We start from the raw sequence: 24,048 nt of genomic DNA on the forward strand, positions 1-24,048 counted from the left end.
GATCCTCCGTCTCAATCGGCATAACGTGCATGCGCCAGTTCGGCCTCCGCGCAGGCCGCCGCAGCAAGACGCTGAAGCTCTTGCGCCTCGGCGAGGGCCGCGTCTTCCTCTATTCCGTCAAGCTGTGCCTGGAGTGCGTGGATCCGGGCGAGAAGACCGCTTCGCTTCTGTTGCAGGGTGCGTCGGCGACGTTCAGCGGCCTGGCGCTGGGCGAGTGCAGCGGTCTGATCGCGCGCCTGCTGGGCGAGCCGGTCTGAGCCGGCGTAGACCTGGCCGGCGCCGGTGTAGACATCGGCCAGATCGATGCCGCGTTCGCTGAACAGCAATTCCCGCACCTGATTGGAATGCGCCATGCCGCGACTCTTGAGCACATAGAGCAGCCGGTTCCGCTCCCCGGCGGATTGCACCATCTGGAGCAGCAGCCAGGTGTCGGTCAGGGTGCTGATGCCCTCGTCGGTGTGCTCCAGTTGACCATGGCCGGTACCCGGGGCCAGGCTGGTAAAGAGCGCCGTGATGCCTTCTTTCTTCAGAAAATCGATTACCCGCGTCAGCATGATCTTGACTTCAGCGGCATCCCCGACTGCGGCGAAGTTGGTGATGGGATCGAGGATGACCGCTTCGGGGCGCTGCTCGACCACCAGTTTATGCAGTCTCACCAGATGGTTTTCGAGCCCGTACAGGGTGGGCCGGATGGCAAAACAATGCAGCAGTCCGCTCTGGATGTGCCGACCGAGATCGAATCCGATTGAGCTCATGTTGCGCAGGATCTGCGCGGAGGATTCTTCGGACGACCAGTAGAGACAGCGACCGCCGTGCCGGCAGACGCTGTCGGCGAACGCGGCCGCGAGGCTGCTCTTGCCGGCGCCGGCGGTCCCGGAGACGAGCACGCTGCTGCCCTTGAAATAACCCTGACCGCCCAGCATGGCGTCCAGTCGCTGGATTCCGGTGGAGACGCGCTCGCGCGACACCCGATGGTCCAGACTCACGGAGCTGATCGGGAGCACGCTGAGTCCGCACTCATCGATCAGCGCGGGATATTCGTTGGTGCCGTGGCGGGAGCCGCGATATTTGACGATGCGCAGGCGGCGCGTGGCCACCTGATTATTCACGCGGTGGTCGAGGAAAATGACGCAATCGCTGACGTACTCTTCCAGATTATGGCGCGTCAGTGTCCCCTGTCCCTGTTCGCCGGTGATGACGGCGGTTACCCCCTGCTCCTTCAGCCAGCGGAAGAGTCGGCGCAGCTCTGCGCGCAGAATCCCTTCACTGGAGAGCGCGGTGAACAGGGCTTCGACGCCATCAAGGGCGACCCGACGGGCGCCAACCTGCTCAATCATGCAGCCAAGCCGGATGAAAAGACCGTCGAGTCCGTAATCGCCGGTCTCTTCGATCTCGCTGCGCTCGATATAGACATAATCGAGCGCGACCCTGTTCTGCGCGATTAAGTCATCGAGATCGAAGCCGAGTGACCGGACGTTGGCGATGAGCTCGCCTTCGGTCTCCTCGAAGGCGATGAAGACACCCGGCTCGTCAAGGTCGCGCGCACCGCGAACGATGAACTCCATCGCCAGCAGGGTCTTGCCGCTACCCGCCGCGCCGCAGACCAGGGTCGGACGACCCTGCGGCAGCCCGCCTTCAGTGATCTCGTCAAGGCCGCAGATACCGGTTCGACATTTTGCCAAGCCCGGAGAATGGCTGACAGCTTGTGGTCCAGTCTGCATGGGTCAGTTTCCTTGCGCCTGAGAACGAAGCTCACCTGCCGCTGACGCGCCCCGTAACGGGTGAGGGCGCATTGCGCAGTGACAGTCGTGGCTGTGCAGGCGACATCGAAATCAGCCCGAAGCCACGGGACATGCTAACACCAAATGATAAACAGGCGAGAGACGCGACCTTCAGCGCAGGCATGTGTTATCGAAACACACGCCCGTTTAAGGTGATGACAGAGGGCATGTCTTGAGAGATGGCTGAGAGCTGCTCAGGAGACTTGCTGAAAAACCCTTGCTGATCAAATCTTTTCCCGATTTGCGGCAGTCCTTTGCACTGAAGCTGCGAGACGCGCAGAGCGCGCCTCGCATGAAACCGCGATCCCGTCACGGTGATCGCAGTCTCGACGGAACGCACTCAGCCCCAGGTGAAGATGCCGAGCTTGAGAACGGTGACGTGAATGGTCAGCACGATCAGCAGGACGGCAAAAAAGATGGGCATCAACCAGGTCGACGGATTCACAACCATCCAGAATTTCCAATCGTCATTCGGATTGCTGGGCTTTGCGACTTCGCTCATTGTTTTGATCTCGTCAGGTGGTACGGATTAGAACCAGGGATTGTTGGCAAGCACCATCAGGTGCGCCAGTGCCGCCAGCGCAACAAAGGCGGTATAGGTCACTTTGAACTGTGCGTGGAACTCTTTCGCCTGCTGTTCGTTTAAGCCATTCATTGATTCGCTTCCCCTTCAGGGATTGATATTTTGCCGCTTCATGCCGTGGCATTAGGCGACGACCAGGCCATGACGAAATCCGTCATGACACATCATTCACTTTGCCGGAGCGGCCTCAACAACCGGAGCCGCAGGAGCTTCCGCTTTGGACGCAAAGCCCTGGCCCGGCAAGGAGAATGCATACAAATGAATGATCACCGCGATTGCCGCGATGGCAATCAGAATCGGCACCATCCAGGTGGACGGATTCACGACCATCCAAAAACGATAATCCTGCTCAAGCGGTTTGTAACCCATGATTTCCATTTTCAATTACCTCTTAAATCTGTTTGGCGTTCAGAACCAGGGATTGTTTGCAAGGACCATCATGTGCGCCAATGCAGCCAGGGCAACAAAAGCGGTATAGGTCACTTTGAATTGCTCGTGGAATTCTTTTGCCTGCTGTTCGGTGAGTCCCGAAATGCTTTTCTGCTGTTCAGCCATGGTTGGCCTCCCAATGTGATGACATTGCCTTGGCATCTTGCAGATGGAGGACCGATGCCGCCCATAGCGAGAGCCGTTTACTCCGTCTTGCCTTGCCGGAGATCAGGGGGATCAAAGGAGATAATAGTATCTGCCAGTGATCTTACGTGTCATGATAGCTTGACGCTCTGGAATGTCAAGTATATCTGACAGATTATTTACGTGTTTGATCTGGAAAAATACTTGTGAAAAGCGCCGGGTCAGCCGGCCAGACCCGCCGCCTGGCGGGCATCGTGCAAATTGGGGTACCCCCAGCTCTTGGCCTGCATCCAATCGACTCCCAATCGCTTGAAGGTTTGGCGGATCGTTTCCTCGCAGACTGGCCGTGAGGTCAGTCCCTGCTCGAAGGCGACCTCGGCAACCGCGCTTAATGTCCACAAACCGGGATCTCTTCCGAATTCGCTCGGATTGCTGCGCAGCAAGCCAAAGACTTGCTCAGCTGACGTATCCTGAATCAGGAATGTCCGGGCGCTTTTTGTCCGGTGCGACTTTTCCCTGAGGCACTCCATTCCCTCAGTAACGAAGGCATTCAGGGCGTTGAGCACGGTTTGCGTCGCGCAGCCGAGCTGTGTCGCGATTTTCGGGGCGGTTTTGCCTTCGGCATTGGCCAGCAGGATCTGGCAGCGGCGTCGCGTGAATGTGTCGCGTGAATGCAGGCCGGTTTGCAGAACCAGTCGTTCATCAGCACTCAGCGGGCGAATAAATAGAGGTGCTTTCATCGGTTCAGACTCGCTTTTCGTGTCATTTTGTTCGCAGGTTCGTCCCTGAGGCGACGTTGACCCGGTCGCCGCAAATCCCGGGGCGGCATGGGGTGTGTGCGGAACCGGCTCCCATTGCGGCAGGAGCCGCGCTTGCCTCGCGCCTGACCTGAAAATCAGTATTTTCAGGTTTTAGCAACAAGCTTAGCTAGTGTTTATACGTGTTAGTTTATCTTTACACTGGATCCTGTCAAGTAAAAATGACAGTTAACTTTTGTTTTGGATTTATTTTGTACGTGTTTGTACTTATTTTGACTGATCGCTACTTCTCCGGATGGGTTTGCCCCGTCCAGGCCTGCGGTCCATGAAATCCAGATCTACCGGCATCGCCCTGTCCCCCGGCTTCTGTCGTCGTATCGAAATTCGACGAGCCGGGGTCAGGCTGTGCGGCGCCCTGAGAAACGAAAAAAGCCGGTTCAGACTGCCTGAGCCGGCTTTAAGTATTTGAATTTTAATGGAGCGAGATCAGGCTCGGGTGTGCGGGACTTGGCGGCAGACGCCATTCCGCTCTGATTCAGCCAGACCGGGGCGTGATCGCTTTGGCGTGGTTAGGTCACGGCGGGAGATTGCTGGTGACGGCAGGACGGCGGAACGCCTGCGCCAGCGCCTTCAATCTCAATTTTCATGACCTCAGGCATTGCGCGACAAAGGTGCAGTCGTCCGTTTGGCAGAGACCTTCTGCGCTTTGCTGCCAGGCGCTCTGGCAGCAGTCATCCGTGCAGTTCGGATGGCTGTTGCGGTCGTCGAGTCGCCCGCCGCCATCGCGCCGCTGACAGAGGCAGGTGGCCGGCGGTCTGATCTCGGCTGTTTCCTGGTCAGCAACTGGCGTATCCGCCTGTTCCGTTCGCGCTGCGTCATCCGGTGTCTTGCGGTCCTGATCCGATGATTCGTCCTGTTCGCCCGTCTCGCTGAGTGCATCCGGTTCGGTGCCAAGTTGGCTCCGATAGGGTGTGCCTGGCGCCAACAGGGAGGCGATGCTGACGCTTTGGGTCTCGCCGTCAACGGACTGCCAGTCAGTGGTCACGCTGACTGCTTTGTAGCTGGGTGAATCATGATGGGTGATGGTCCAGTGGCGACTGAAGCGGGTGTTGTCGCCGGTCTGCATGGGCGGTGTGTCGCGGCCCTCGGCGATACTCGCGTAATCAGTGCCTGCCTGATCGCGGAGCGCTTCGAGTTTCTGCTGCGCCAGATTGACCGCTGTGGTCTGGGCCTTGGTCTGGCCGCTGTTTTCGTGAATCTGGCCCTGAAACTGCGCGAGTGCGAGGAGTCCGGACGAGAGAACCGCAAGCGAGATCATGGCCTCATGAAGACTGAAGCCGCGCTGTATCCATCTGCTGTGTCTGATCATCATGACTGCGCTCCCGAGGTTGTCGTCGATGAAAGGCGGTGGTGCAGGCGATCATTCCCAATCACGCCAGGTGCCCGGAAGGCGTGTGGCGCCGCGAATCACTTGATAGTCGTCGTTCAATTCGCTGCCGGCCCTGTCGCCCGGAGCGATGAATTCGGTGTTGACCGGCGGTGGCCCGGCATCGCCTTCCCAGATCACGGCGCCATGAATCCTCGCCCCGCCCCAGCCCTGGACGGCGCAGGCCGTGGTCGATTCGTAATAGACCATGCCGTGGATGCTGATGCCCGGCTCGAAGAGCGGACAGCCAGTCTCGCGGGGGACGATGAAGAGAATGGGGCGCTCCGGTGTGCCAAGCGTCCGGTTATCGACCCCGGCGCCGGTGCAGGAGCCGCTGATGTCGAGCGCATGGATGGGGCGGGTATGCTCGATCAGATAGATTCCGGGGGGCGTCGTGGCGCCACAGGGAATGCTGTCATCGAACCGATGACCGGCCTGAATCGCCGCTGCTTTGGCGTCTTCCAGTGGCATCGCAAAGACGCGCTTCCAGGCGCACTGGTCGCCGGGACAGCCACCAAAGGATGCGCGGCGATAGGTCGCGCCCGATCCCACCTCGTCGGCGTCCTTGACGAGATTGCCGTTGCGGTCGTGCCACACGGAGACACTGAGCGCGCCCTGCGGCAGACAGACGTTATTTGCCGCGTGGCCGCTCATGACTGAGCGGGCAGCGTCATCCGGCAAGAAGAGGTTCGCGGTCTCGTCCGGTGCGCCCAGACAGCCGGCCAGCACCAGCGGCGGCGGCATGGCGCTGGTCGCCGCCGGATCGAACAGACCCTGCTGCTGGACGCACTCCCGGACGCTCGCCGAGATCCGCTGCTCGGTCGTGGCGCGTGCCTGCGCCCGCACGCAGACGCCCTGAGCGGTTTTGGTGAAGATCAGCGCCGTGCGATAGATTTCGCCGCTGGAGGTGGTGATCTCGGGTGGTGCGGGTTCTGCGTCGCCGCTGCGCCAGATGTTTTCAGCCAGCCAGGCAAGCGCATAGTCGAGCCCGGCCTGCGCCGCCTGCTGCGCCTCCTGGGCGCGAAATTCATTGTTGGCGATACGCTGTTCGACCACGCCGGTACGTCCGGCGCTGAAGGTGAGGATCCCGGCGCCCACCAGCAGGACGAGTCCGACCAGCAGGGTCATGGAGCCGGACTGATGCCTGCGCGGATGCCTCACGGATGCTGTCAGGCGGTGCCCGGTGATCATGGCGTCACCAGATAGCGGTCGTTGCGCACGGCGACCAGCGCGGAGACGCTTTGCGCTGTCCGGGGATCGCCAGCGATGTATCCGCTGATCCTGATGTCAAGACGGCGGATGTGCTGGCAGAGATCGCCGGACGCACAGCCGGCGACTCTGGATTTCGCCGGATTGGCGTTGCGGATCAGCGTGGTGAGTCTGAAATCGAGCTGGGTGATGCGGATGTCGGCGCTGGTGATGGCCTCCCAGCGGCCACTGTTGCAGCCGAAGCCGGCATCCTGGTTGTTGGCGCGTCCGGTGCGCATGTCGATTCCGCCCTGACGCAGACGAAAGCCGAACATCTCCATCTCCAGATCCCTGTCCGTGCTGGTGCGACTCCAGGCATAGGGCTCGTGCCCGACGGCGTCGAATGGCGGGCCGTCCGGTCTGGGGCAGTCGCTGACGCTTTTGTTCCGGTCGCAGGCGCGGATCCCGATCCGTGCATCCTGATCCAGGTCATAGCTGTAGGTCACGCAGTCTCCGGTCTGGACCAGGGACAGACAGTGTCCCGAGGCGTGCGTTTCGGTACAGACTGCCGCGACACAGGCGCCTGTGTCGGCATCGGTGTTGATGCACAGGTCATTGTTGACCCGGCCATACTGGCGCTGAAAGGGATTGTTGAGCGGATGCAGATCCCGCGCATCGGTCTGTCCGTCGCGGTCGGTATCGAAGGTGCCTGAACCGTCGGCGCTGATGCCGAGATCCTGCCAGGTGAAAGCGCCGTCGCCATTGGCATCCCCGTCCCCGTTGGTATCGGCAAAATCCCAATAGCCCGCGCGCCGGATATCCTGCTGCATCACCTCCAGCGCCGCGCGCAGCTCCTGATTGAGCCGTGCCTGCCGGATGTTTTCGCGCGAGCCCTTGGCAATCATCAGATAGAGCGACAGCGTGGCGGCGAGCACCAGGATGCCGACCGCCACACCGATCATCAGACCGATGAGGGTCACGCCCGACTGGCGGGCCGGATGCCTGGTGGATCGATTTCCTGAAAAATGCATACCTGATGCACGCCTCAAATAGACAGGATTAACAGGATTTCTCAAGCTATTGTTTAAATTATTTTTAATCCTGATTTATCCTGTTAATCCTGTCCGTTGACGGTCTTTCTGGCGTAGATGCTTTCCTCACAAGCGCCTTAGCCGCCGCATGGTTCGTAACCTGCAACGCTGCCTGTTGGCGCACAGATCCGCACGCGCCCCAGTCGCGACAGCACCACCCGCAACGCCGGACCATTGGCGGCGGTGAGGTTCAGACTGCCGTTGATGGCGGTGGCGCGACGCGGCTCGAAGCGGGTGGCCGAAAATGTGCCGGTGAGACCAATGCCGGGGAAGGCCGCGCCGGAGACCTGTTTGAGCGAGCAGGCGCTGGTCTCGCCCGGAGACAGCCGGCAATCGCAATGGGCGGTTGCGCTGGCGTTCTCGTCGATGCCATAACACCAGTGATTCATATTGAAAACCACGCGCAGCATCTGGTTGCGCGCGATTGATTCCGAGCGCGTCCATTGCAGATCCTCGGCGAGTGCCTGGGCCGCTGCCTTGAGGTGATTGCGGGTGAGCAGCGCCTGCATGGAGGGAATGGCAATCGCCAGCAGGATGGTCAGTACCGACACCGCGATCAGGAGTTCCAGCAGGGTGAAGCCGCCGCCAGCGTTTTGCAGGCGATGGCGCGCCGAGAGCCCAACTTGGGTCAGATTCACCAGCATGCGCGGGGCTCCCGCTGACCGTTCTGATCGATGGTCAGGGGGGCGCAGATCACCCCGCGCGAATCGTCGAACGCCTGATTGCCGAGAGGGTCGGCCCTGGCGATGAAGCCGGTGGCGTTCGCCTCAGAGAGCGACAGGCGGTAATAACCTTCAGGACTGGTCGCGCTCAGTCCCAGTGCGGAGCTGGCGGCCTGATCGGCGTGACAGTGACGATCGCCCGTCAGGGATCCGGCGTAATGGGGACAGTGGGCGCGGAATTTTTCCTGGGCCAGGACGATTTCCATCAGCGCCACCTGACCATCCGCGCGTCGCGCCTGACGCACCTGATCCTGGTAGGAGGGCAGGGCGATTGTGGCGAGAATGGCGACGATGGACACCACGATCATGAGTTCCATCAGGGTGAAGCCAAGGTTGTTGGTCTGGCATCTTAAGCCCATTGGACTGTCTCGCTGCGTGTTTACGGCGGGTGGCGACTGGTCATTGAGTCAGGCCGAGCCAACTCGACGATCAGTCCGGATTGTGTTTTTTTGGCGTTTATTTGTCTCGAATGAACCTGTTTTGGCGGCTGGAACGCCGCCTCGTCCGGATTAAAGTGTACATTTCCGGTTAACTACCCTGGTCATCTCCGGTTGTCCAGACCGATGGTCGGTTGTCCGCGTTATGTGTCAGATCTGACCCTTGATCACCTGCTGCGGCTGCAACCACTGTGCGTGGCGAGTATCATGCCGCGACAAGACGACGATAGAACCGGCGACCCGCCTGAGGAGTGCTTCCCTTGCTTGAATTGATCTATGCCGGTGGCTGGCTGATGGCGCCCATCCTGATCTGTTCAGTCGTGGCGACCGCCATCGTGCTCGAACGCGCCTGGACGCTGCGCCGTGCCCGGATCATGCCGGCGCATCTGCTGGCGCGGATCTGGAAATGGCATCGCGAGCGCCGACTCACGGATGCGCGGATCGAGGAGATTCGCGCCGGTTCCCCGCTGGGGCGCATCCTCGCCGCCGCGCTCGTCAACCGCCATCATGCGCGTGAGGTGATGAAAGAGGCGATCACCGATACCGGGCGTCATGTGGTGGCCGATCTGGAGCGGTTCCTCAATACCCTGGGAACCATCGCCGCCATCGCCCCGCTGCTCGGCCTGCTCGGCACCGTGTTCGGCATGATCGATATCTTCGATGTCATCATGAAGGCCGGCAACGGTAACGCCAGCGTGCTGGCCGGCGGTATCTCGGTGGCCCTGATCACGACCGCCGCCGGACTCTGCGTGGCGATCCCGGCCCTGATGTTTCACCGTTACTTCAATGGTCTGGTGGATCAACTGGCGATCGATATGGAAGAGCAGGCGCTGCGTCTGGTCGAGGTCATCAAAGGCGAGCGTGAAGAAATGGAGGATCAGTCCGTCCCGGCGCAGACGGCTCCGCAGGCGCCACCGAAACGGGCGCGCATTGATCTCAATGCGCTGAATCTGAGCGATGGCAAAGACCCGCGCGATGGACAGGATTAAACCGCGTCCAGCGCGATCACGTCATTTTCAGTTTATGTTTGGTTCTGGGGATGTCATCGACAGTGGGGACGCGGTTTAACGCTCACCGCACCTGTCTCCACCACCGATTGATGATATCGACCACGTCCAGATCCTCGGGGCCGTCGCGCCAGCTTTGGGAGAGCGGCGCGTCATGGCTGGCCGGGGCGGGATTGGGGGGATGCACCAGGATGCGCGAGGGCAGGAGCGCGGCGTCGCCAACGGCAAGCACCTCGCCACGTCGCAGCGAGGCCAGCATGTCGGCGAGGTTTTTGGCGCCTTCGGGCAGGAGTCGGCGGACATATTCCTGGTCGTCGGCGTTGGAGATGCGCAGGCAGAGATAATTGCCGCACTGCGACAGCACCGTCTCGGAGAGTTCGGTCGGGCGCTGGCTGACGACACAGAGGTTGACGCCGTATTTGCGCCCCTCCTTGGCGATGCGTTCCATCGCTTTGCGGGTGCCGACATACTGGGTGTCGGCGTCGCGTGGGATGTATTGATGCGCCTCTTCGCACACCAGCAATAACGGGAAATCGTGACGGCGCGGGTTCCAGTAATTGAACTCGAAGGCGAGCCGTCCGATCTGCGCCGAAACCACCGGGCGCAGATCGGCTGGGATGGGGCTGAGGTCGATCACCGTGACCTGACGCTTGGGCTCGCCGAGACCGACGAAATCGCGCAGCAGGCCTTCGAGTGTGGCCGAGCTGCTGTGCTTGCGCGGACGCAGGAAGAAATCATAACGGGCGTCGTTGTAGAGCGATTGGAAGCGGACCAGAAAATCGTCGAAGGCGCCATGCAGCGGTCCCTTGACCTTGCCGAAATCCAGCTTTTCCTCGTTGGCCTTTTTGAATCGCTGATAGAGTTCTTCGATGGAAAAATAGACCGGTGAGTCCACCGACAGCCGCTCCAGTCCCATGTGCTGATTCGATTCGCGACGCAGGTTGTAGAGCGCCTCGCGCAGAAAGGCGATCTGCACCGTCGCGTTGGCGTCCGCGCGGTCGATGAAAAGATCCACCAGTTCGGCGTAGGTCAGCAGCCAGTAAGGGATTTCCAGCTCGCGGGCGTCGAGATAACGCGCTGTCTGGGGCGGGAACACGCCTTCATGCGGCGTATTCGGCCCGGTGCGCCAGCCGTATTCACCATGTAGATCGAGCAGGATGATGTGCGAGCGCGGCAGACTCCTGACCACCTGTTGCAGCAGGCTGGTGAGGGTCCAGGATTTGCCCGCGCCGGTCTGGCCCAGGATCGCCAGATGGCGGCTGAAGAGCGCGGTGGGATCGAGACAGCCTTTGAGCGCCGGACGGGTGGAAAGACGGCCCAGTTCCAGCGCGCCCTCGCGATCCCGTACCAGCAGTGCAGCCAGACGGCTACTGCCGATCAGATGCACGGCAGCGCCAATCAGCGGGAAGCGGCTGACCCCTGGTTCGAGACGGCCATCCGCGCCGATCTCGCCCAGCGGCAGGAGTTCCAGACGCCGCTCGCGGACGATGGCGCGGCGTTTGTCCGGCGCGTTCGGATCTGTCGTGGCGCGCATCTCGACGGCGGTTTCCTGGCTGCGCGACACCTCGGCCAACACATGGCCCGAGCGGTCGCGTACTTCCACCAGATTGCCCAACTGACCGACCGGCAGGGTTTCCTGCCCCAGATTGATGAGCGAGGGAAAGCCGTCTTCGCCGGGAAAGAGTGTGGCGATCAGGCGACCGCCCTGAATATCCGTGATACGTCCGATCAGACTGGATTCTGGTGTCGCCATGCGGGTCGGGGCTCCATGTTGTTTGATGGATCATCCACCAATCGCGAAGCGCAAGGCAAGTGCGGACGGATTAAAGCGATGTTCCAGAACGCTCGAAGAATTGACGGCACCCGTCACGACCATCCTGAGTCGCTCCCAATCCGCTCAGATTGACCGACATATTGGAGCGCCCCGCGTCGAGATGACTCAAGCCATAGACCGTGCCATGCACCCCCACCACACGCCCCGCACGCAGGACCGGCCCGCCTGAATCGCCCGGACTGAGCGAAGGCATCCCGGCCCGCATCAGCCCGCCATAGGTGTAGAAATTGACCGGATCGACCCGGATCACCTGGGTCGTGCCCCAGTTCCGTCGCCCGAAGGGATGTGTCTGACGCGCCAGCGCCGGATGCTTCAGGCTCTCATAGCCATAGCCGACGAGCTGCACCGTCTCATCCGCACGCAGCGGTTCGCAGTCGATTTCGATCACTGGAATCCCATCGGTCGCTTCACGCACCAGGAGGATCGCGACATCCGGATAACGGGAGGTGAAATGGCTGTCGGCCTCAAGCCGACGAATGCGCTGGGCCAGATCGTCTCCGGCATAACGCTGCCGGTAATCCTGAATCTTCTTTTCCTTATAGGCATGGAAACGCCGCAAAGCCGCCTCATAGCCGGGATGCAGGACGGTGCGCTCAATCGTCAGCCCGACGAAGTCCGCTGGTGCCCTCGGCGCCGTCCGCTGGCTGACGGGCAGCCGGCTGCCCGTCCGAAAGGCATCGTCCAGGTCGCCGGTGCGGATGTTCGCGACACAATGCGCGGCAGTCAGAAAGGCTGCGGGGCCGACCTTGGTGGCGGAGCAGTGCGGTGCGCCCTCTTTGGTCAGGACCACCACCGCGCTGAAAGCCTCATCGGTATCCACCTGTCCGCCGAGCAGCGCCAGGACAGACGTGGGACAGACCGTCAGCAGCGCCAGCAGGAGCCAGCCGCCAATTGGCCGGGCCATTTGAGACTCCCTCTGAGTTCAGAGCCGCCCATCCACCGCCTCGCGCGGCAGCAGTTGCTTGACATCGTAGAGAACGGCATCGGCCTTGCCGAAGGCGCGGATGCCTTGGGCGCCGAGTGCGGCGAACTGACGGTGGGCGACTGCCAGGACAATGGCGTCGTAGGCGCCGGCTGTCGGCTGCTCGATCAGATCAATGCCATATTCCGCCCTGGCTTCGGCTGGATTCGCCCAGGGATCATGCAGGTCGCAGGCGATGCCATAGTCCCGAAACTCGGCGAGGATATCGACCACGCGGGTGTTGCGCAGATCCGGGCAGTTTTCCTTGAAGGTCAGGCCGAGAATGAGGATGCGGGCATCTTGGGACAGACAGCCGCGCCGGGTCATGAGCTTGATGACTTCGCGTGCCACATAGGCACCCATGCTGTCGTTGAGCCGACGCCCGGCAAGGATGATCTCGGGGTGATAGCCGATCTCCTGCGCCTTGTGGGTCAGATAGTAGGGGTCGACGCCGATGCAGTGACCACCGACCAGACCGGGACGGAACGGCAGGAAGTTCCACTTGCTGCCAGCGGCCTCCAGCACCTCCTGGGTGTCGAGCCCGAGCCGGTTGAAGATGAGCGCCAGCTCGTTGATGAGCGCGATGTTGACATCGCGCTGGGTGTTTTCGATGACCTTCGCCGCTTCGGCCACCCGGATGCTGCTCGCCAGATGGGTGCCCGCCGTGATGATCGAGCGATAGAGTGCATCGACGAAGGCGGCGACCTCGGGCGTGGAGCCGGAGGTGATCTTTTTGATGGTCGTCAGCCGGTGTTCTTTGTCGCCCGGATTGATGCGCTCGGGGCTGTAGCCGGCGAAAAAATCCTGATTGTACTGGAGTCCTGAGACCGCTTCGATGATGGGGATGCAGATCTCCTCGGTCGCGCCGGGATAGACGGTCGATTCAAAGATGACGACCGCGCCGGGCCGGATGACGCCGCCGAGCGCGCGGCTGGCTGATTCGAGCGGGCGCAGATCGGGCTGCTTGTGTTCGTTGACCGGGGTTGGCACCGTGACGATCAGCACCTGACAGTCGGCCAGTTCATCAATCCGGTCAGCAAACCGCAGCCCGGTGGTCTCCAGCAGCTCCGCTGGCTCGACCTCCAGCGAACTGTCCCGGCCCGCGCGCAGCTCGGCGATGCGTGCCGAATTGATGTCGAAGCCGATGGTTGGATAGCGTTTGCCGAATTCGACTGCCAACGGCAGCCCGACATAGCCGAGACCGACGACCCCGATCTGCGTACTGTTCAGCTCCATATTGAACGCTTTGCTCACGCGCCATGTCCTGAGTGACTGATGATTGAGCCAATTCTATTGGCGATGAAGGTCCGATGACCAGCGCAGTGGCGTCGATATGGCGTCCGTCCAGTCGGCATCCAAAACGAGGCTGGTTGACGCGCCGTCCTGTACATCGCCGCGTTTCTTGCCATCCAGGTATAATCGCGCATCAAAACCCTGTCCGAACCTGGTTTTCCGAGAGCGACACATCATGCCAAAGATCAATATCACCGATGTCATCCTGCGCGATGCGCACCAGTCGCTGCTGGCGACCCGCATGCGCACCGAAGACATGCTGCCGATCTGTCCCAAGCTCGATGCCATTGGCTACTGGTCGCTGGAATGCTGGGGCGGTGCGACCTTCGATGCCTGCGTGCGCTTCCTGAAAGAAGACCCCTGGGAGCGTCTGCGCCAGTTGCGCGAGGCGCTGCCGAAGACGCGCCTGCAAATGCTGCTGCGGGGTCAGAATCTGCTCGGCTACCGGCATTATTCCGATGACGTGGTGCGCGCCTTCGTGCGTCGTGCCGCCGAGAACGGCATGGATGTCTTCCGCATCTTCGATGCGCTCAACGACCTGCGCAATCTCAAAACCGCCATTGAGGCGACCAGGGCCGCTGGCAAGCATGCACAGGGCACCATCTGCTATACCGTCAGCCCGGTTCACACCGTGGCCGGTTTCGTGCAGATGGGTAAGGAGCTGGCAGCAATGGGGTGCGACTCCATCGCGCTCAAGGACATGGCCGGACTGCTGACGCCCTATGTCACGGCGGAACTGGTCAAGGCGCTCAAGGACAGCGTGGATCTGCCGCTGCATCTGCACTCGCATGCGACCTCAGGTCTGGCCGATCTGTGTCATCTGAAGGCAATCGAGAACGGCTGCGACACCATCGATACCGCGATCTCGTCGATGGCCGGCGGCACCTCGCATCCGCCGACCGAAAGCATGGTCGCGGCGCTGCGCGGCACCCAGTACGACACCGGGCTGGATCTGGAGGCGATCCAGGAAATCGGTATGTATTTCTATCAGGTGCGCAAGAAATACCATCAGTTCGAGAGCGATTTCACCGGCGTCGATACCCGGGTTCAGATCAATCAGGTGCCGGGCGGCATGATCTCCAATCTGGCCAACCAGTTGAAGGAACAGAACGCGCTGGATCGCATGAGCGCCGTACTGGAAGAAATTCCGCGCGTGCGCGAGGATCTCGGTTATCCGCCGCTGGTCACGCCAACCTCGCAGATCGTCGGCACCCAGGCGGTGCTCAATGTGTTGACCGACACGCGCTATCAGACCATCACCAACGAGGTGAAGCTCTATCTTCAGGGGCGCTACGGACAGGCGCCGGCAGCGGTCAATCCGACGTTACAGGAACAGGCTATCGGCAACGAGGATCTGATCGACTGCCGCCCGGCGGATCTGCTGAAACCGGAACTGGAGCGGCTCATCGCCGACATCGGCGAACTCGCCACCTCGGATGAGGATGCGCTGACCTATGCCATGTTCCCCGAGATCGGTCGCGCCTTTCTCGAACAGCGTGCTGCCGGTACCCTGACCCCGGAGCCACTGGAGCCGCCGCCCAGCAATGCCGGATCACAGACCGCACCGACTGAATTCAACATCGCCGTCCATGGCGAGACCTACCATGTCAAGGTGACGGGCGCGGGCCATAAGAATCAGGCGGAGCGCCATTTCTATTTCGCCATTGACGGCGTTCCGGAAGAGGTGGTGGTCGAAACGCTCGACGAGCTGGTGCTGACCGGCGGTGCCGATGGCGGGGTTCAGCGCGCTATCTCCGGTCGTCGTCCCAAGCCGAGCCTGCCCGGTCATGTCACGACCTCGATGCCGGGCAACATCGTCGATGTGCTGGTCAAGGAGGGTGACACGGTCACTGCCGGTCAGCCGGTTCTGGTCACCGAGGCCATGAAGATGGAGACCGAGATCCAGGCGCCCATCGCCGGCACCGTCACCGCCGTCTTTGTGATCAAGGGCGATGTGGTGAATCCGGATGAGGTCTTGCTGGAGATCGGTGCGGCGGACTGAGGCGCTTTCCGGGAAGCTTCATGCCCCTGAAACACCGTCATTGGACAGGATCAAAACAATCACTTGAAAGATCCTGTCCAGCCTGTGAAATCCTGTTAAACCGCGCCCGGTGCGGTATGTGATCGTTGAGGATTGAGTCGGCCTTGGCAGAATCGACGACCGTTCGCGCGGGAGCGGTTTAAACCGGTCTATTCCGAAGTCACCGCCAGCGCATCCAGATATTTTTCCGCGTCCAGTGCCGCCATGCAGCCTGAGCCAGCGGAGGTGATGGCCTGACGATAGATCGGATCCATGACATCACCGGCGGCAAAGACGCCGGGCACCGAGGTGGCGGTGGCGTTGCCCTGACTGCCGCTGCGAACCTTGATGTAACCCCCGGCCATGTCGATCTGGCCTTCAAAGATCTGGGTGTTGGGCTTGTGGCCGATGGCGACGAAGACGCCATGCAGATCCAGATCCTGCGTCGATCCGTCGAGCGTGCTCTTGATGCGGATGCCGGTCACGCCGGTGGCATCGCCGAGAATTTCATCCGGGATGTGATTCCAGGCGATCTTGATCCTGCCCTGTTCAACCTTCTCAAAGAGCTGGCGCTGGAGGATCTTTTCGGCGCGCAGCGCGTCGCGGCGATGGATGAGGGTGACTTCGGTGGCAATGTTCGAGAGATACAGCGCCTCTTCGACTGCCGTATTTCCTCCGCCGATGACGGCGACCTTCTGGTTGCGATAGAAAAAGCCATCGCAGGTCGCGCAGGCAGAGACGCCGCGTCCACGAAAATCCTGCTCCGACGGCAGGCCGAGATACATGGCGCTGGCGCCGGTGGCGATGATGAGCGCGTCGCAGGTATAGACCGCCGAGTCGCCGGTGAGTCGGAAGGGGCGCTGGCCGAGATCGACCGCGTTGACATGATCAAACAGGATCTCGGTCTCGAATCGTTCGGCATGGCGGCGCATCCGCTCCATCAGCTCCGGTCCCTGAACGCCGTCCGGATCGCCGGCCCAGTTATCGACATCGGTCGTGGTCATCAACTGGCCGCCCTGTTCCAGTCCGGTGACGAGAACCGGGTGGAGATTGGCGCGGGCTGCATAGACCGCAGCCGTATAGCCAGCGGGTCCGGAGCCGAGGATCAGCAGCCGGCAGTGTTTGGTTTCGAGCATGCAGAGCACTCCAAAGCGCGTGGCCGGTCCTGCGGGCAGCGCATCGCAGGCCGAATTGGATGGCAGGCAGGGCTGCCTTCAAGTTGGGCAACTGTAAAGGTTGGCCGAAATGGCGTAAAGCAGGCGCTGCCGCAGGGCTCGATGCTCTCTATTGACGGGCCGCCATTGACAGTTGGGTTTGTGCAGTCTAAAACCTATCAAGACAGGTTGTTAGAGCATAAATCGAGTGTGATTGATGAAGAGGTTCGCCTGGCGAGTGCTGGTTGTGGGGTCGCTGCTGCTGGCGCTGTCCGGTCTGTCCGGCTGCGCGACCAAGGTGGATGGCCGGCGTGCCGAAGTGGTACAGGCTGGTCTGGCGCAGATCGGCACACCTTATGTCTATGGCGGGGCCAGTCCGGCCAAGGGGTTCGACTGTAGCGGCCTGACCTATTACGCCCATCACTCAGCCGGTCTGACGATCCCTCGGGTGGCGCGGAAGCAGCAGCAGGCGTCGAAACCGGTCAAGGGGAACCGCCCGCGTCCCGGCGACATGGTCTTTTTCAAGACCGGCCCGAGCACCTATCATGTGGGCCTGATGGTGGATAAGGAGCGTTTCGTGCATGCCTCGACCTCGCGGGGTCAGGTGCGGTTGGATCGGCTGGACAAACCCTACTGGCAGGCGCGCTATCTTGGCGCGGGAACCTATCTGAATTGAGGCGTCCGCCGATTTTCGGTCGCCTTTTTCAGTCGCCTGTTGCACAATGTTGAGCGGCTTCCGGCGTCAATCAGGCTGGGAGTGTTTGAGTTCACCATGTGACAAACCAATTAGGAGTGACTCCATGTCCGATAAGCCAATCTGCAAGAGCCGTCGCGACGCTGTCAAAGTGATGCTGGGCGCCGCCGCCGCCATCCCCATGATCAACCTGGTCGGCTTCGGTACCGCGCGTGCGCAGGCTCCCGCAACCGCAGTTGCCGCCGACGATGCGACGGCGGTTGCGCTCAAGTATCATGCAAACGCTGCCGAGTCCGACCGTGCGGCGCAGGCGCGTCCCGGCTTGCCTGCCGACCAGCAGCATTGCGCCAATTGCCAGTTCTCGCAGGCCGACGCCGCCGGTGCCTCGGCTGAATGGCTGGGTTGCCAGTTGTTCCCCGGCAAGCTGGTTTCTGCCAACGGCTGGTGCCAGTCCTGGACCCTGAAGGCCGGCTGATCCCGGTTGACTCGATCCACTGAGGTCAGTTGAAACGGGGCCGCTGGCCCCGTTTCTCGTTTTACTCCAGACGCGGTTTAAACGACGCCCCACCAAGAGCCGTCGATGCGCCAAGCGTCGAATTCACTCGAAACTCATGCTCTCGCTCTGAACGCGGTTTAAATGGCCAAAAGCAAATCCAGCCGACGCTGGCTTGACCGTCACGTCAATGATCCCTATGTGAAGCGCTCTCAACAGGACGGCTATCGCTCGCGCGCCGCCTATAAACTCCTGGAGATTCAGGAGAAGGATCGGATTCTGGCGCTGGGGATGCGAGTGCTGGATCTGGGGGCGGCGCCGGGTAGCTGGTCACAGATCGCCAGCCGGGCTGTGGGTCCGGGCGGACAGGTGATTGCGCTCGATCTGCTGCCGATGGTTCCATTGGATGGCGTGACCGTCCTGCAGGGCGATTTCCGCGAGGATGCAGTGCTGGCGCAATTGCGCGAAACCCTCGGTGGACTGCCGCTCGATCTGGTGATGTCGGATATGGCCCCCAATATCACCGGGACGACCGTGACCGATCAGGCGCGAGTGGTGTATCTGCTGGAACTGGCCCTCGAACTGGCCCGCGAGCAACTGAAACCGGGTGGCGCACTGGTGGTCAAAGCCTTCCAGGGCGCGGGCTTTGATGCCTATCTCCGCGATCTGCGCCGGAGCTTCGACCGGGTCGTCAGTCGCAAGCCCAAATCCTCCAGAGCGGAGAGCCGCGAAGTCTATTTGGTCGCGAAAGGCTTTCATCCGTAAGCCGTCGATGCTAGTTTCCACCGCATGATGTCGGCGTCGTTGCGTCGATCCACAACCAGCAGGGGTCAAAAGCCGTGAGTGACATGGCGAAAAACATACTTCTTTGGGTGGTCATCGCTGTCGTGCTGATGTCCGTCTTCAATAATTTCACGACCACCCAAACGGTTCCGCGCAGCCTGAACTATTCGGATTTCATCGAACAGGTCAAGCAGGGGGGGGTGAAAGAGGTCGTCATCCAGGGACGGACCATCGAAGGCGTCAACACGTCCGGTCAGCGCTTCACCACTTACAGTCCCGGCGACGACGGTCTGGTGGGCGATCTGCTGAACAATAACGTCATCATCAAGGCCGCCGCACCGGAGAAGCAGTCGATCCTGATGCAGATCCTGATCAACTGGTTCCCCCTGCTGATCCTCATCGGTCTCTGGATCTTCTTCATGCGCCAGATGCAGGGCGGGGCGGGTGGTCGTGGTGCCATGTCCTTCGGCAAGAGCCGGGCGCGCATGCTCTCTGAGGATCAGGTCAAAGTGACCTTCCAGGATGTCGCCGGTGCCGAGGAGGCCAAGGAGGAAGTCACCGAGATGGTCGATTTCCTGCGCGATCCGGCCAAGTTCCAGAAGCTCGGTGGCAAGATCCCCAAGGGCGTGCTCATGGTCGGCCCGCCCGGCACCGGCAAGACCCTGCTGGCGCGCGCCATCGCGGGCGAGGCCAAGGTGCCCTTTTTCACCATCTCGGGTTCGGATTTCGTCGAGATGTTTGTCGGCGTTGGCGCCTCGCGGGTGCGCGATATGTTCGAGCAGGCCAAGAAACACGCGCCCTGCATCATCTTCATCGATGAGATCGACGCCGTGGGCCGTCATCGCGGCGCCGGTCTCGGCGGCGGTCATGACGAGCGCGAACAGACGCTGAACCAGCTTCTGGTCGAGATGGACGGCTTCGAGGGCAACGAGGGCGTGATCGTGATCGCCGCCACCAACCGGCCTGACGTGCTCGATCCGGCGCTGCTGCGTCCCGGTCGCTTTGACCGTCAGGTGGTGGTGCCGCTGCCCGATGTGCGCGGACGTGAGCAGATCCTCAAGGTCCACATGCGCAAGATTCCGGCGGCGGAAGACGTCAAGGCATCGGTGCTGGCGCGCGGCACGCCCGGCTTCTCGGGGGCGGATCTGGCCAATCTGATCAACGAAGCGGCGCTGTTCGCCGCGCGCCTCAACAAGAAGCTGGTCGATATGGACGACATGGAAAAGGCCAAGGACAAGATCATGATGGGCGCGGAACGGCGCTCCATGGTGATGTCCGAGGCCGAAAAGCGTCTGACCGCCTATCACGAGTCGGGGCACGCCATCGTCGGGCGACTGGTGCCGGATCACGATCCGGTGCACAAGGTCAGCATCATCCCGCGCGGGCGGGCGCTTGGTGTGACGCTCTTCCTGCCTGAGGATGACCGTTTCAGCTACAGCAAGCAGCGTCTGGAAAGCAATATCTCCAGTCTCTTTGGCGGGCGTGTGGCTGAGGAGCTGATCTTTGGCCCCGAGAGCGTGACGACCGGCGCGCAGAATGACATCCATCGCGCCACTGAGATTGCGCGCAACATGGTGACCAAGTGGGGGCTGTCCGACAAACTGGGGCCGCTCACTTACAGTGAAGACGAACAGGAGGTCTTCCTCGGACACTCAGTGACCCAGCACAAAAGCGTCTCGGACGAGACCACGCATCTGATTGATGAAGAGATCCGTCATCTGGTCGAGCGCAACTATGAGCGGTCGCGGGTGCTGCTGACCGAGCATCTGGACAAGCTCCACGCCATGGCGGATGCGCTCATGAAATACGAGACCATCGACGCCCATCAGATCGATGACATCATGGATGGCCGCACGCCCCGTCCGCCCAAGGACTGGGAAGACGACGAGCCGCGCCGACCGGCGGCGCATTCCGATGATACTCAGGATTTTGCCGGAATCGCCAAGGTCGGTCGTCCGGCGGGCGAGCATTGATCCCGATGCGTCACTATTTCGGAACCGATGGGATTCGCGGGCGGGTCGGCGAGGGACACATCACCCCGGATTTCGTGCTCAAGCTCGGCTGGGCCGCCGGGCGCGTGCTGGGCAATGGTCGCGGCAAGATACTGATCGGCAAGGACACCCGCATCTCCGGCTATATGTTCGAGTCGGCGCTGGAGGCGGGACTGGTGGCAGCCGGTGTCGGCATCCGCCTGCTCGGTCCCATGACGACGCCCGGCGTGGCCTATCTGACCCGCACCTTCCGGGCCAGTGCCGGGATCGTCATCACTGCTTCGCACAATCCCTATCACGACAACGGCATCAAGTTTTTCTCCGCCGAGGGCGACAAGCTGCCGGACGAGGTGGAGCTGGCCATCGAGGCCGAACTCGACAAACCGCTGCGCACCGTCGAGTCCAGCGCGCTGGGCAAGGTGCAGCGGGTGGAGGACGCCAACGGGCGCTATATCGAGTTCTGCAAGGGCACCATTCCCTCGTCCATCAACTTCCGCGAGCTCAAGATCGTGGTCGATTGCGCCCATGGCGCGACCTATAACACCGCTCCCCATGTCTTCGAGGAACTCGGCGCCAGCGTGGTGCGGATGGGCACCGAGCCGGACGGCTTCAATATCAATCGCGAGGTGGGTTCAACCAGCCCCGATGCCTTCTGCCGCGCCGTGGTTGACCACGGGGCCGATCTGGGCATCGCCTTCGATGGCGACGGCGACCGGGTACTGATGGCCGATTCGCGGGGCAACCTGATCGATGGCGACCAGTTGCTCTATGTAATCGCCAAATCCCGTCTGCTGGCGGGAGGTATGCGCGGCGAGGTGGTCGGCACCCTGATGAGCAATCTCGGGTTCGAGCATGCCCTGCAGCGACTGGGGATCGGCTTTGTGCGCACCCAGGTCGGCGACCGCTACATCATGGAGCAGCTCAAGCGCGCCGATGGCATCCTCGGCGGCGAGCCGTCGGGGCACATCATCTGCCGCGACCGCACCACGACCGGCGATGGCATCGTGGCGGCGCTTCAGGTGCTGGCCGCGCTCCAGCGGCTCGATGTCAGTCTCGATGACCTCGCCGCCGAAGTCGAACGCTACCCGCAGGTCTTGATCAACGTGCGTCTGGATGCCCGCCGTGACATCCTGGGGCTGCCCGCCGTCCAGGATGCGCTGGCGACCGCCGAGCATGAGCTTGATGGGCGCGGGCGGGTGCTGCTGCGTCCGTCAGGGACCGAGCCGCTGGTGCGGGTCATGGTCGAGGGTGTCGATGGTGATCAGGTCAGTCGGCTTGCCGAATGGCTGGCCGCTGCGGTTCGCGAACAGATCAGTCTTTAAGCCTTGGATTTATTGTGGCTATCGTTAGAAAAAGCGCATTGGTACCTTACTCGGCATCGCAGATGTTCGACCTCGTCTACGATGTCAGGTCATATCCTCAATTTCTGCCCTGGTGTCACAGCGCCGAGGTCATTTCGGAGACCGACGAGAAGATCTGCGGACTGCTCGAAGTGGCCCGTCTGGGTATTCGCCAGACCTTCAGTACCTGCAACCGTTTCGAGCGGGATCGGCGCATGGATATCGATCTGCTCGACGGTCCTTTCCGCAAACTGACCGGCGCCTGGTGTTTCACGCCTCTGCGTGCGGATGCCTCGAAGGTTGAACTGGAACTGGATTTCGAGTTTTCGGGGCGTCTGATCGATCGGGCATTCGGCACCGTCTTCAACCAGATTGCCAACACGCTGGTGGACGCCTTCTGCAAGCGCGCCGAAGAGGTCTATGGTGACTGAATATCTGCATGTGTCGGTCGCCTATGTCGGTGCCAGTGAACAGATCCTGCGCAACCTTGAGGCGCGCAACGGAACCTGTGTGATGGAGGTGATCGAGCAATCGGGGATTCTGTCGCAGTGTCCGGAGATCGATCTGGCTGTCAACAAGGTGGGGATATTCGGTAAAATGGCGAAACTGGATCAGGCGCTGGAGGATGGCGACCGGGTGGAAATTTATCGTCCCCTGATCGCCGACCCGAAGACGGCACGCAAACGCCGGGCCGCAGACAGCAGGGTGCTCGAAAACACAGCGGGTCAGCCGGGCTAATCCCTGGTTTCGAGACCGACGGCCTCCAGACCCCGTGTCAAAAATCCTTTACGCTCTTGATAATCCGGAACCGACACCACGATTTCCTGACGTTCCCGTGATTCGCCGCGCTGAGGATTCGGCTGCATGTCGCCCTCCATGCGAACCAGTGCATCATCCTGGAAATGCAGGGTCAGCATGCGCTTCTCCATGGGCTGATGTCCGCGCTGGATGGTGTAGGCGTAATCCCAGCGGTCAGTATGGAAAAAATCCGTCAGCAGCGGGGTGCCGAGCACAAAAATCACCTGACGTTTGGTCATGCCGAGCTTGAGACTGTCCACCATCTCTTCGGTGAGGATATTTCCCTGTTGCACCGTCATCTTATAAACGAATGGCAGGTCTTCAAGCATGGATGACTGGTCGCCATCCGGCTTTTTGTCCCGTGCGCAACCGCTGGCGGCACAGGCCGCCAGGCAAAGGATCATCGGAAAACTGAAAATCTTTCGCATCTTAAACTGCGTCCAGAGTGAAATTCGTCGTTTTGTGGCAGCACTTGAGCTTGCTGTCATGCATGGCCTGACTTGAGACACGGTTTAATTCTGACAGCGACTTGGCGATAAACCACAGCATCATACAGCAGCGTTGACTCCCGATCACAGGGGGAGCGCATGTCAACAAAGACTGGAACGGGTGGATTTATCCGCTCCAGCGGGCGATGGGGAGACCGAATTGAGCAATCAACAGATCAAACAGGCCGGACTCAAGGTCACGGTGCCTCGGGTCAAGATCCTGAGCATTCTGGAACACAGCGGCAAGCGCCATCTGAGCGCCGAGGATGTTTACCGCGAACTGCTCAGTCACGATGAAGACATCGGGCTGGCGACGGTCTATCGTGTCCTGACCCAGTTTGAAAGCGCCGGACTGGTTTGTCGGCGCCATTTTGAAGGGGGCCAGTCCGTTTTCGAACTGGATGGCGGTGGTCACCATGACCATCTGGTCTGCATCCAATGCGGTAAAATCGTCGAGTTCGTCGATGCCATGATCGAGGAGCGGCAGCGCGCCATTGCCGCTGAACACGGCTTCCGGATCAAGGAGCACTCGCTGGTTGTCTACGGCATCTGCTCCGGCTGTCAGACGCCGGATTGAACCGCTGTTCGCGATGGCGTCGGCAACAGTCAGATATCCGTTAAGGATGAAAGCCT

At 61.1% G+C, this 24,048-nt stretch carries 26 protein-coding genes; 10 read left to right on the top strand and 16 right to left on the bottom strand.

Annotated features, from left to right (window positions below; all coding sequences use genetic code 11):
* Window positions 1-11 precede the first annotated feature (11 nt).
* From kaiC to EDC35_RS16970, 11 genes are all read right to left on the bottom strand, one after another.
* Window positions 12-1,721, bottom strand: a complete 1,710-nt coding sequence (gene kaiC, locus EDC35_RS16920; protein ID WP_132978449.1) for a circadian clock protein KaiC — start codon at window positions 1,719-1,721, stop codon at window positions 12-14.
* Between the two features lie 400 nt (window positions 1,722-2,121).
* Window positions 2,122-2,283 (bottom strand): light-harvesting antenna LH1, alpha subunit, encoded by a 162-nt coding sequence (gene pufA / locus EDC35_RS16925; RefSeq protein ID WP_132978450.1) that lies wholly within the window; start codon window positions 2,281-2,283, stop codon window positions 2,122-2,124.
* 27 nt (window positions 2,284-2,310) lie between these two features.
* Window positions 2,311-2,436, bottom strand: a complete 126-nt coding sequence (locus tag EDC35_RS16930) for a light-harvesting protein (RefSeq protein ID WP_132978451.1) — start codon at window positions 2,434-2,436, stop codon at window positions 2,311-2,313.
* Between the two features lie 96 nt (window positions 2,437-2,532).
* Window positions 2,533-2,742 (bottom strand): light-harvesting antenna LH1, alpha subunit, encoded by a 210-nt coding sequence (pufA, locus tag EDC35_RS16935; RefSeq protein WP_132978452.1) that lies wholly within the window; start codon window positions 2,740-2,742, stop codon window positions 2,533-2,535.
* Window positions 2,743-2,772: 30 nt separating this feature from the next.
* Complete coding sequence (gene pufB / locus EDC35_RS16940; protein ID WP_132978453.1) at window positions 2,773-2,919, bottom strand: light-harvesting antenna LH1, beta subunit; 147 nt, start codon at window positions 2,917-2,919, stop codon at window positions 2,773-2,775.
* 239 nt (window positions 2,920-3,158) lie between these two features.
* Window positions 3,159-3,677, bottom strand: a complete 519-nt coding sequence (locus EDC35_RS16945) for a helix-turn-helix domain-containing protein (RefSeq protein WP_132978454.1) — start codon at window positions 3,675-3,677, stop codon at window positions 3,159-3,161.
* 661 nt (window positions 3,678-4,338) lie between these two features.
* The gene (locus EDC35_RS16950; protein WP_132978455.1) at window positions 4,339-5,067 is read right to left on the bottom strand and encodes a type IV pilus modification PilV family protein; all 729 of its coding nucleotides are present in this window, start codon (window positions 5,065-5,067) and stop codon (window positions 4,339-4,341) included.
* A gap of 48 nt (window positions 5,068-5,115) precedes the next feature.
* Window positions 5,116-6,249, bottom strand: coding sequence for a hypothetical protein (locus EDC35_RS16955; RefSeq protein WP_243651758.1), 1,134 nt, complete (start codon window positions 6,247-6,249; stop codon window positions 5,116-5,118).
* 59 nt (window positions 6,250-6,308) lie between these two features.
* Complete coding sequence (locus EDC35_RS16960; protein WP_132978457.1) at window positions 6,309-7,340, bottom strand: PilW family protein; 1,032 nt, start codon at window positions 7,338-7,340, stop codon at window positions 6,309-6,311.
* A gap of 137 nt (window positions 7,341-7,477) precedes the next feature.
* Window positions 7,478-8,044 (bottom strand): GspH/FimT family pseudopilin, encoded by a 567-nt coding sequence (locus EDC35_RS16965; protein WP_132978458.1) that lies wholly within the window; start codon window positions 8,042-8,044, stop codon window positions 7,478-7,480.
* Window positions 8,035-8,481 (bottom strand): type IV pilin protein, encoded by a 447-nt coding sequence (locus tag EDC35_RS16970; protein WP_132978459.1) that lies wholly within the window; start codon window positions 8,479-8,481, stop codon window positions 8,035-8,037. The genes EDC35_RS16965 and EDC35_RS16970 overlap by 10 nt, the downstream gene beginning before the upstream one ends.
* Before the next feature lie 338 nt (window positions 8,482-8,819).
* Here EDC35_RS16970 and EDC35_RS16975 point away from each other — a divergent pair, with 338 nt between their 5' ends.
* Window positions 8,820-9,548 (top strand): MotA/TolQ/ExbB proton channel family protein, encoded by a 729-nt coding sequence (locus tag EDC35_RS16975; RefSeq protein WP_132978460.1) that lies wholly within the window; start codon window positions 8,820-8,822, stop codon window positions 9,546-9,548.
* An 82-nt stretch (window positions 9,549-9,630) separates the two neighbouring features.
* Here EDC35_RS16975 and EDC35_RS16980 read toward each other — a convergent pair whose 3' ends face one another.
* The 3 genes from EDC35_RS16980 to EDC35_RS16990 form a co-directional block, all read right to left on the bottom strand.
* Window positions 9,631-11,319, bottom strand: coding sequence for an ATP-binding protein (locus EDC35_RS16980; protein ID WP_132978461.1), 1,689 nt, complete (start codon window positions 11,317-11,319; stop codon window positions 9,631-9,633).
* Between the two features lie 70 nt (window positions 11,320-11,389).
* Entirely contained in the window at window positions 11,390-12,304 is a 915-nt protein-coding gene (locus tag EDC35_RS16985) for a trypsin-like serine protease (protein WP_132978462.1), read from the bottom strand.
* Window positions 12,305-12,322: 18 nt separating this feature from the next.
* On the bottom strand, window positions 12,323-13,597 hold the full coding sequence (locus EDC35_RS16990) for a nucleotide sugar dehydrogenase (protein WP_132978504.1): 1,275 nt from the start codon (window positions 13,595-13,597) through the stop codon (window positions 12,323-12,325).
* A 232-nt stretch (window positions 13,598-13,829) separates the two neighbouring features.
* On the opposite strand from EDC35_RS16990, the gene oadA reads away from it, so the two are divergent.
* The gene (gene oadA, locus EDC35_RS16995; RefSeq protein WP_132978463.1) at window positions 13,830-15,656 is read left to right on the top strand and encodes a sodium-extruding oxaloacetate decarboxylase subunit alpha; all 1,827 of its coding nucleotides are present in this window, start codon (window positions 13,830-13,832) and stop codon (window positions 15,654-15,656) included.
* 188 nt (window positions 15,657-15,844) lie between these two features.
* On the opposite strand, the gene trxB is transcribed toward oadA, so the two are convergent.
* Window positions 15,845-16,810: a thioredoxin-disulfide reductase gene (trxB, locus tag EDC35_RS17000; RefSeq protein WP_132978464.1), complete on the bottom strand. Its 966-nt coding sequence runs from the start codon at window positions 16,808-16,810 to the stop codon at window positions 15,845-15,847.
* A gap of 235 nt (window positions 16,811-17,045) precedes the next feature.
* Here trxB and EDC35_RS17005 point away from each other — a divergent pair, with 235 nt between their 5' ends.
* The 7 genes from EDC35_RS17005 (at window position 17,046) to EDC35_RS17035 (ending at window position 22,867) form a co-directional block, all read left to right on the top strand.
* On the top strand, window positions 17,046-17,504 hold the full coding sequence (locus EDC35_RS17005; protein ID WP_132978465.1) for a C40 family peptidase: 459 nt from the start codon (window positions 17,046-17,048) through the stop codon (window positions 17,502-17,504).
* Between the two features lie 124 nt (window positions 17,505-17,628).
* The gene (locus EDC35_RS17010; RefSeq protein ID WP_132978466.1) at window positions 17,629-17,997 is read left to right on the top strand and encodes a high-potential iron-sulfur protein; all 369 of its coding nucleotides are present in this window, start codon (window positions 17,629-17,631) and stop codon (window positions 17,995-17,997) included.
* Between the two features lie 162 nt (window positions 17,998-18,159).
* A complete protein-coding gene (gene rlmE, locus EDC35_RS17015) occupies window positions 18,160-18,780 on the top strand; it encodes a 23S rRNA (uridine(2552)-2'-O)-methyltransferase RlmE (RefSeq protein WP_132978467.1) in 621 nt (206 codons plus the stop codon).
* Window positions 18,781-18,863: 83 nt separating this feature from the next.
* A complete protein-coding gene (gene ftsH / locus EDC35_RS17020; RefSeq protein WP_207896291.1) occupies window positions 18,864-20,771 on the top strand; it encodes an ATP-dependent zinc metalloprotease FtsH in 1,908 nt (635 codons plus the stop codon).
* 5 nt (window positions 20,772-20,776) lie between these two features.
* Complete coding sequence (gene glmM / locus EDC35_RS17025; RefSeq protein WP_132978469.1) at window positions 20,777-22,111, top strand: phosphoglucosamine mutase; 1,335 nt, start codon at window positions 20,777-20,779, stop codon at window positions 22,109-22,111.
* Window positions 22,112-22,125: 14 nt separating this feature from the next.
* On the top strand, window positions 22,126-22,560 hold the full coding sequence (locus EDC35_RS17030) for a type II toxin-antitoxin system RatA family toxin (protein ID WP_132978470.1): 435 nt from the start codon (window positions 22,126-22,128) through the stop codon (window positions 22,558-22,560).
* Complete coding sequence (locus tag EDC35_RS17035; protein ID WP_207896293.1) at window positions 22,550-22,867, top strand: RnfH family protein; 318 nt, start codon at window positions 22,550-22,552, stop codon at window positions 22,865-22,867. The genes EDC35_RS17030 and EDC35_RS17035 overlap by 11 nt, the downstream gene beginning before the upstream one ends.
* Here EDC35_RS17035 and EDC35_RS17040 read toward each other — a convergent pair.
* Window positions 22,864-23,355, bottom strand: a complete 492-nt coding sequence (locus tag EDC35_RS17040; protein WP_243651759.1) for an outer membrane protein assembly factor BamE — start codon at window positions 23,353-23,355, stop codon at window positions 22,864-22,866. The genes EDC35_RS17035 and EDC35_RS17040 overlap by 4 nt on opposite strands.
* 220 nt (window positions 23,356-23,575) lie before the next feature.
* On the opposite strand from EDC35_RS17040, the gene fur reads away from it, so the two are divergent.
* Window positions 23,576-23,992, top strand: a complete 417-nt coding sequence (gene fur / locus EDC35_RS17045) for a ferric iron uptake transcriptional regulator (RefSeq protein WP_132978471.1) — start codon at window positions 23,576-23,578, stop codon at window positions 23,990-23,992.
* Window positions 23,993-24,048: the final 56 nt, after the last annotated feature.

It is taken from the genome of Thiobaca trueperi (assembly GCF_004342175.1).
Taxonomy (GTDB): Bacteria; Pseudomonadota; Gammaproteobacteria; order Chromatiales; family Chromatiaceae; genus Thiobaca; species Thiobaca trueperi.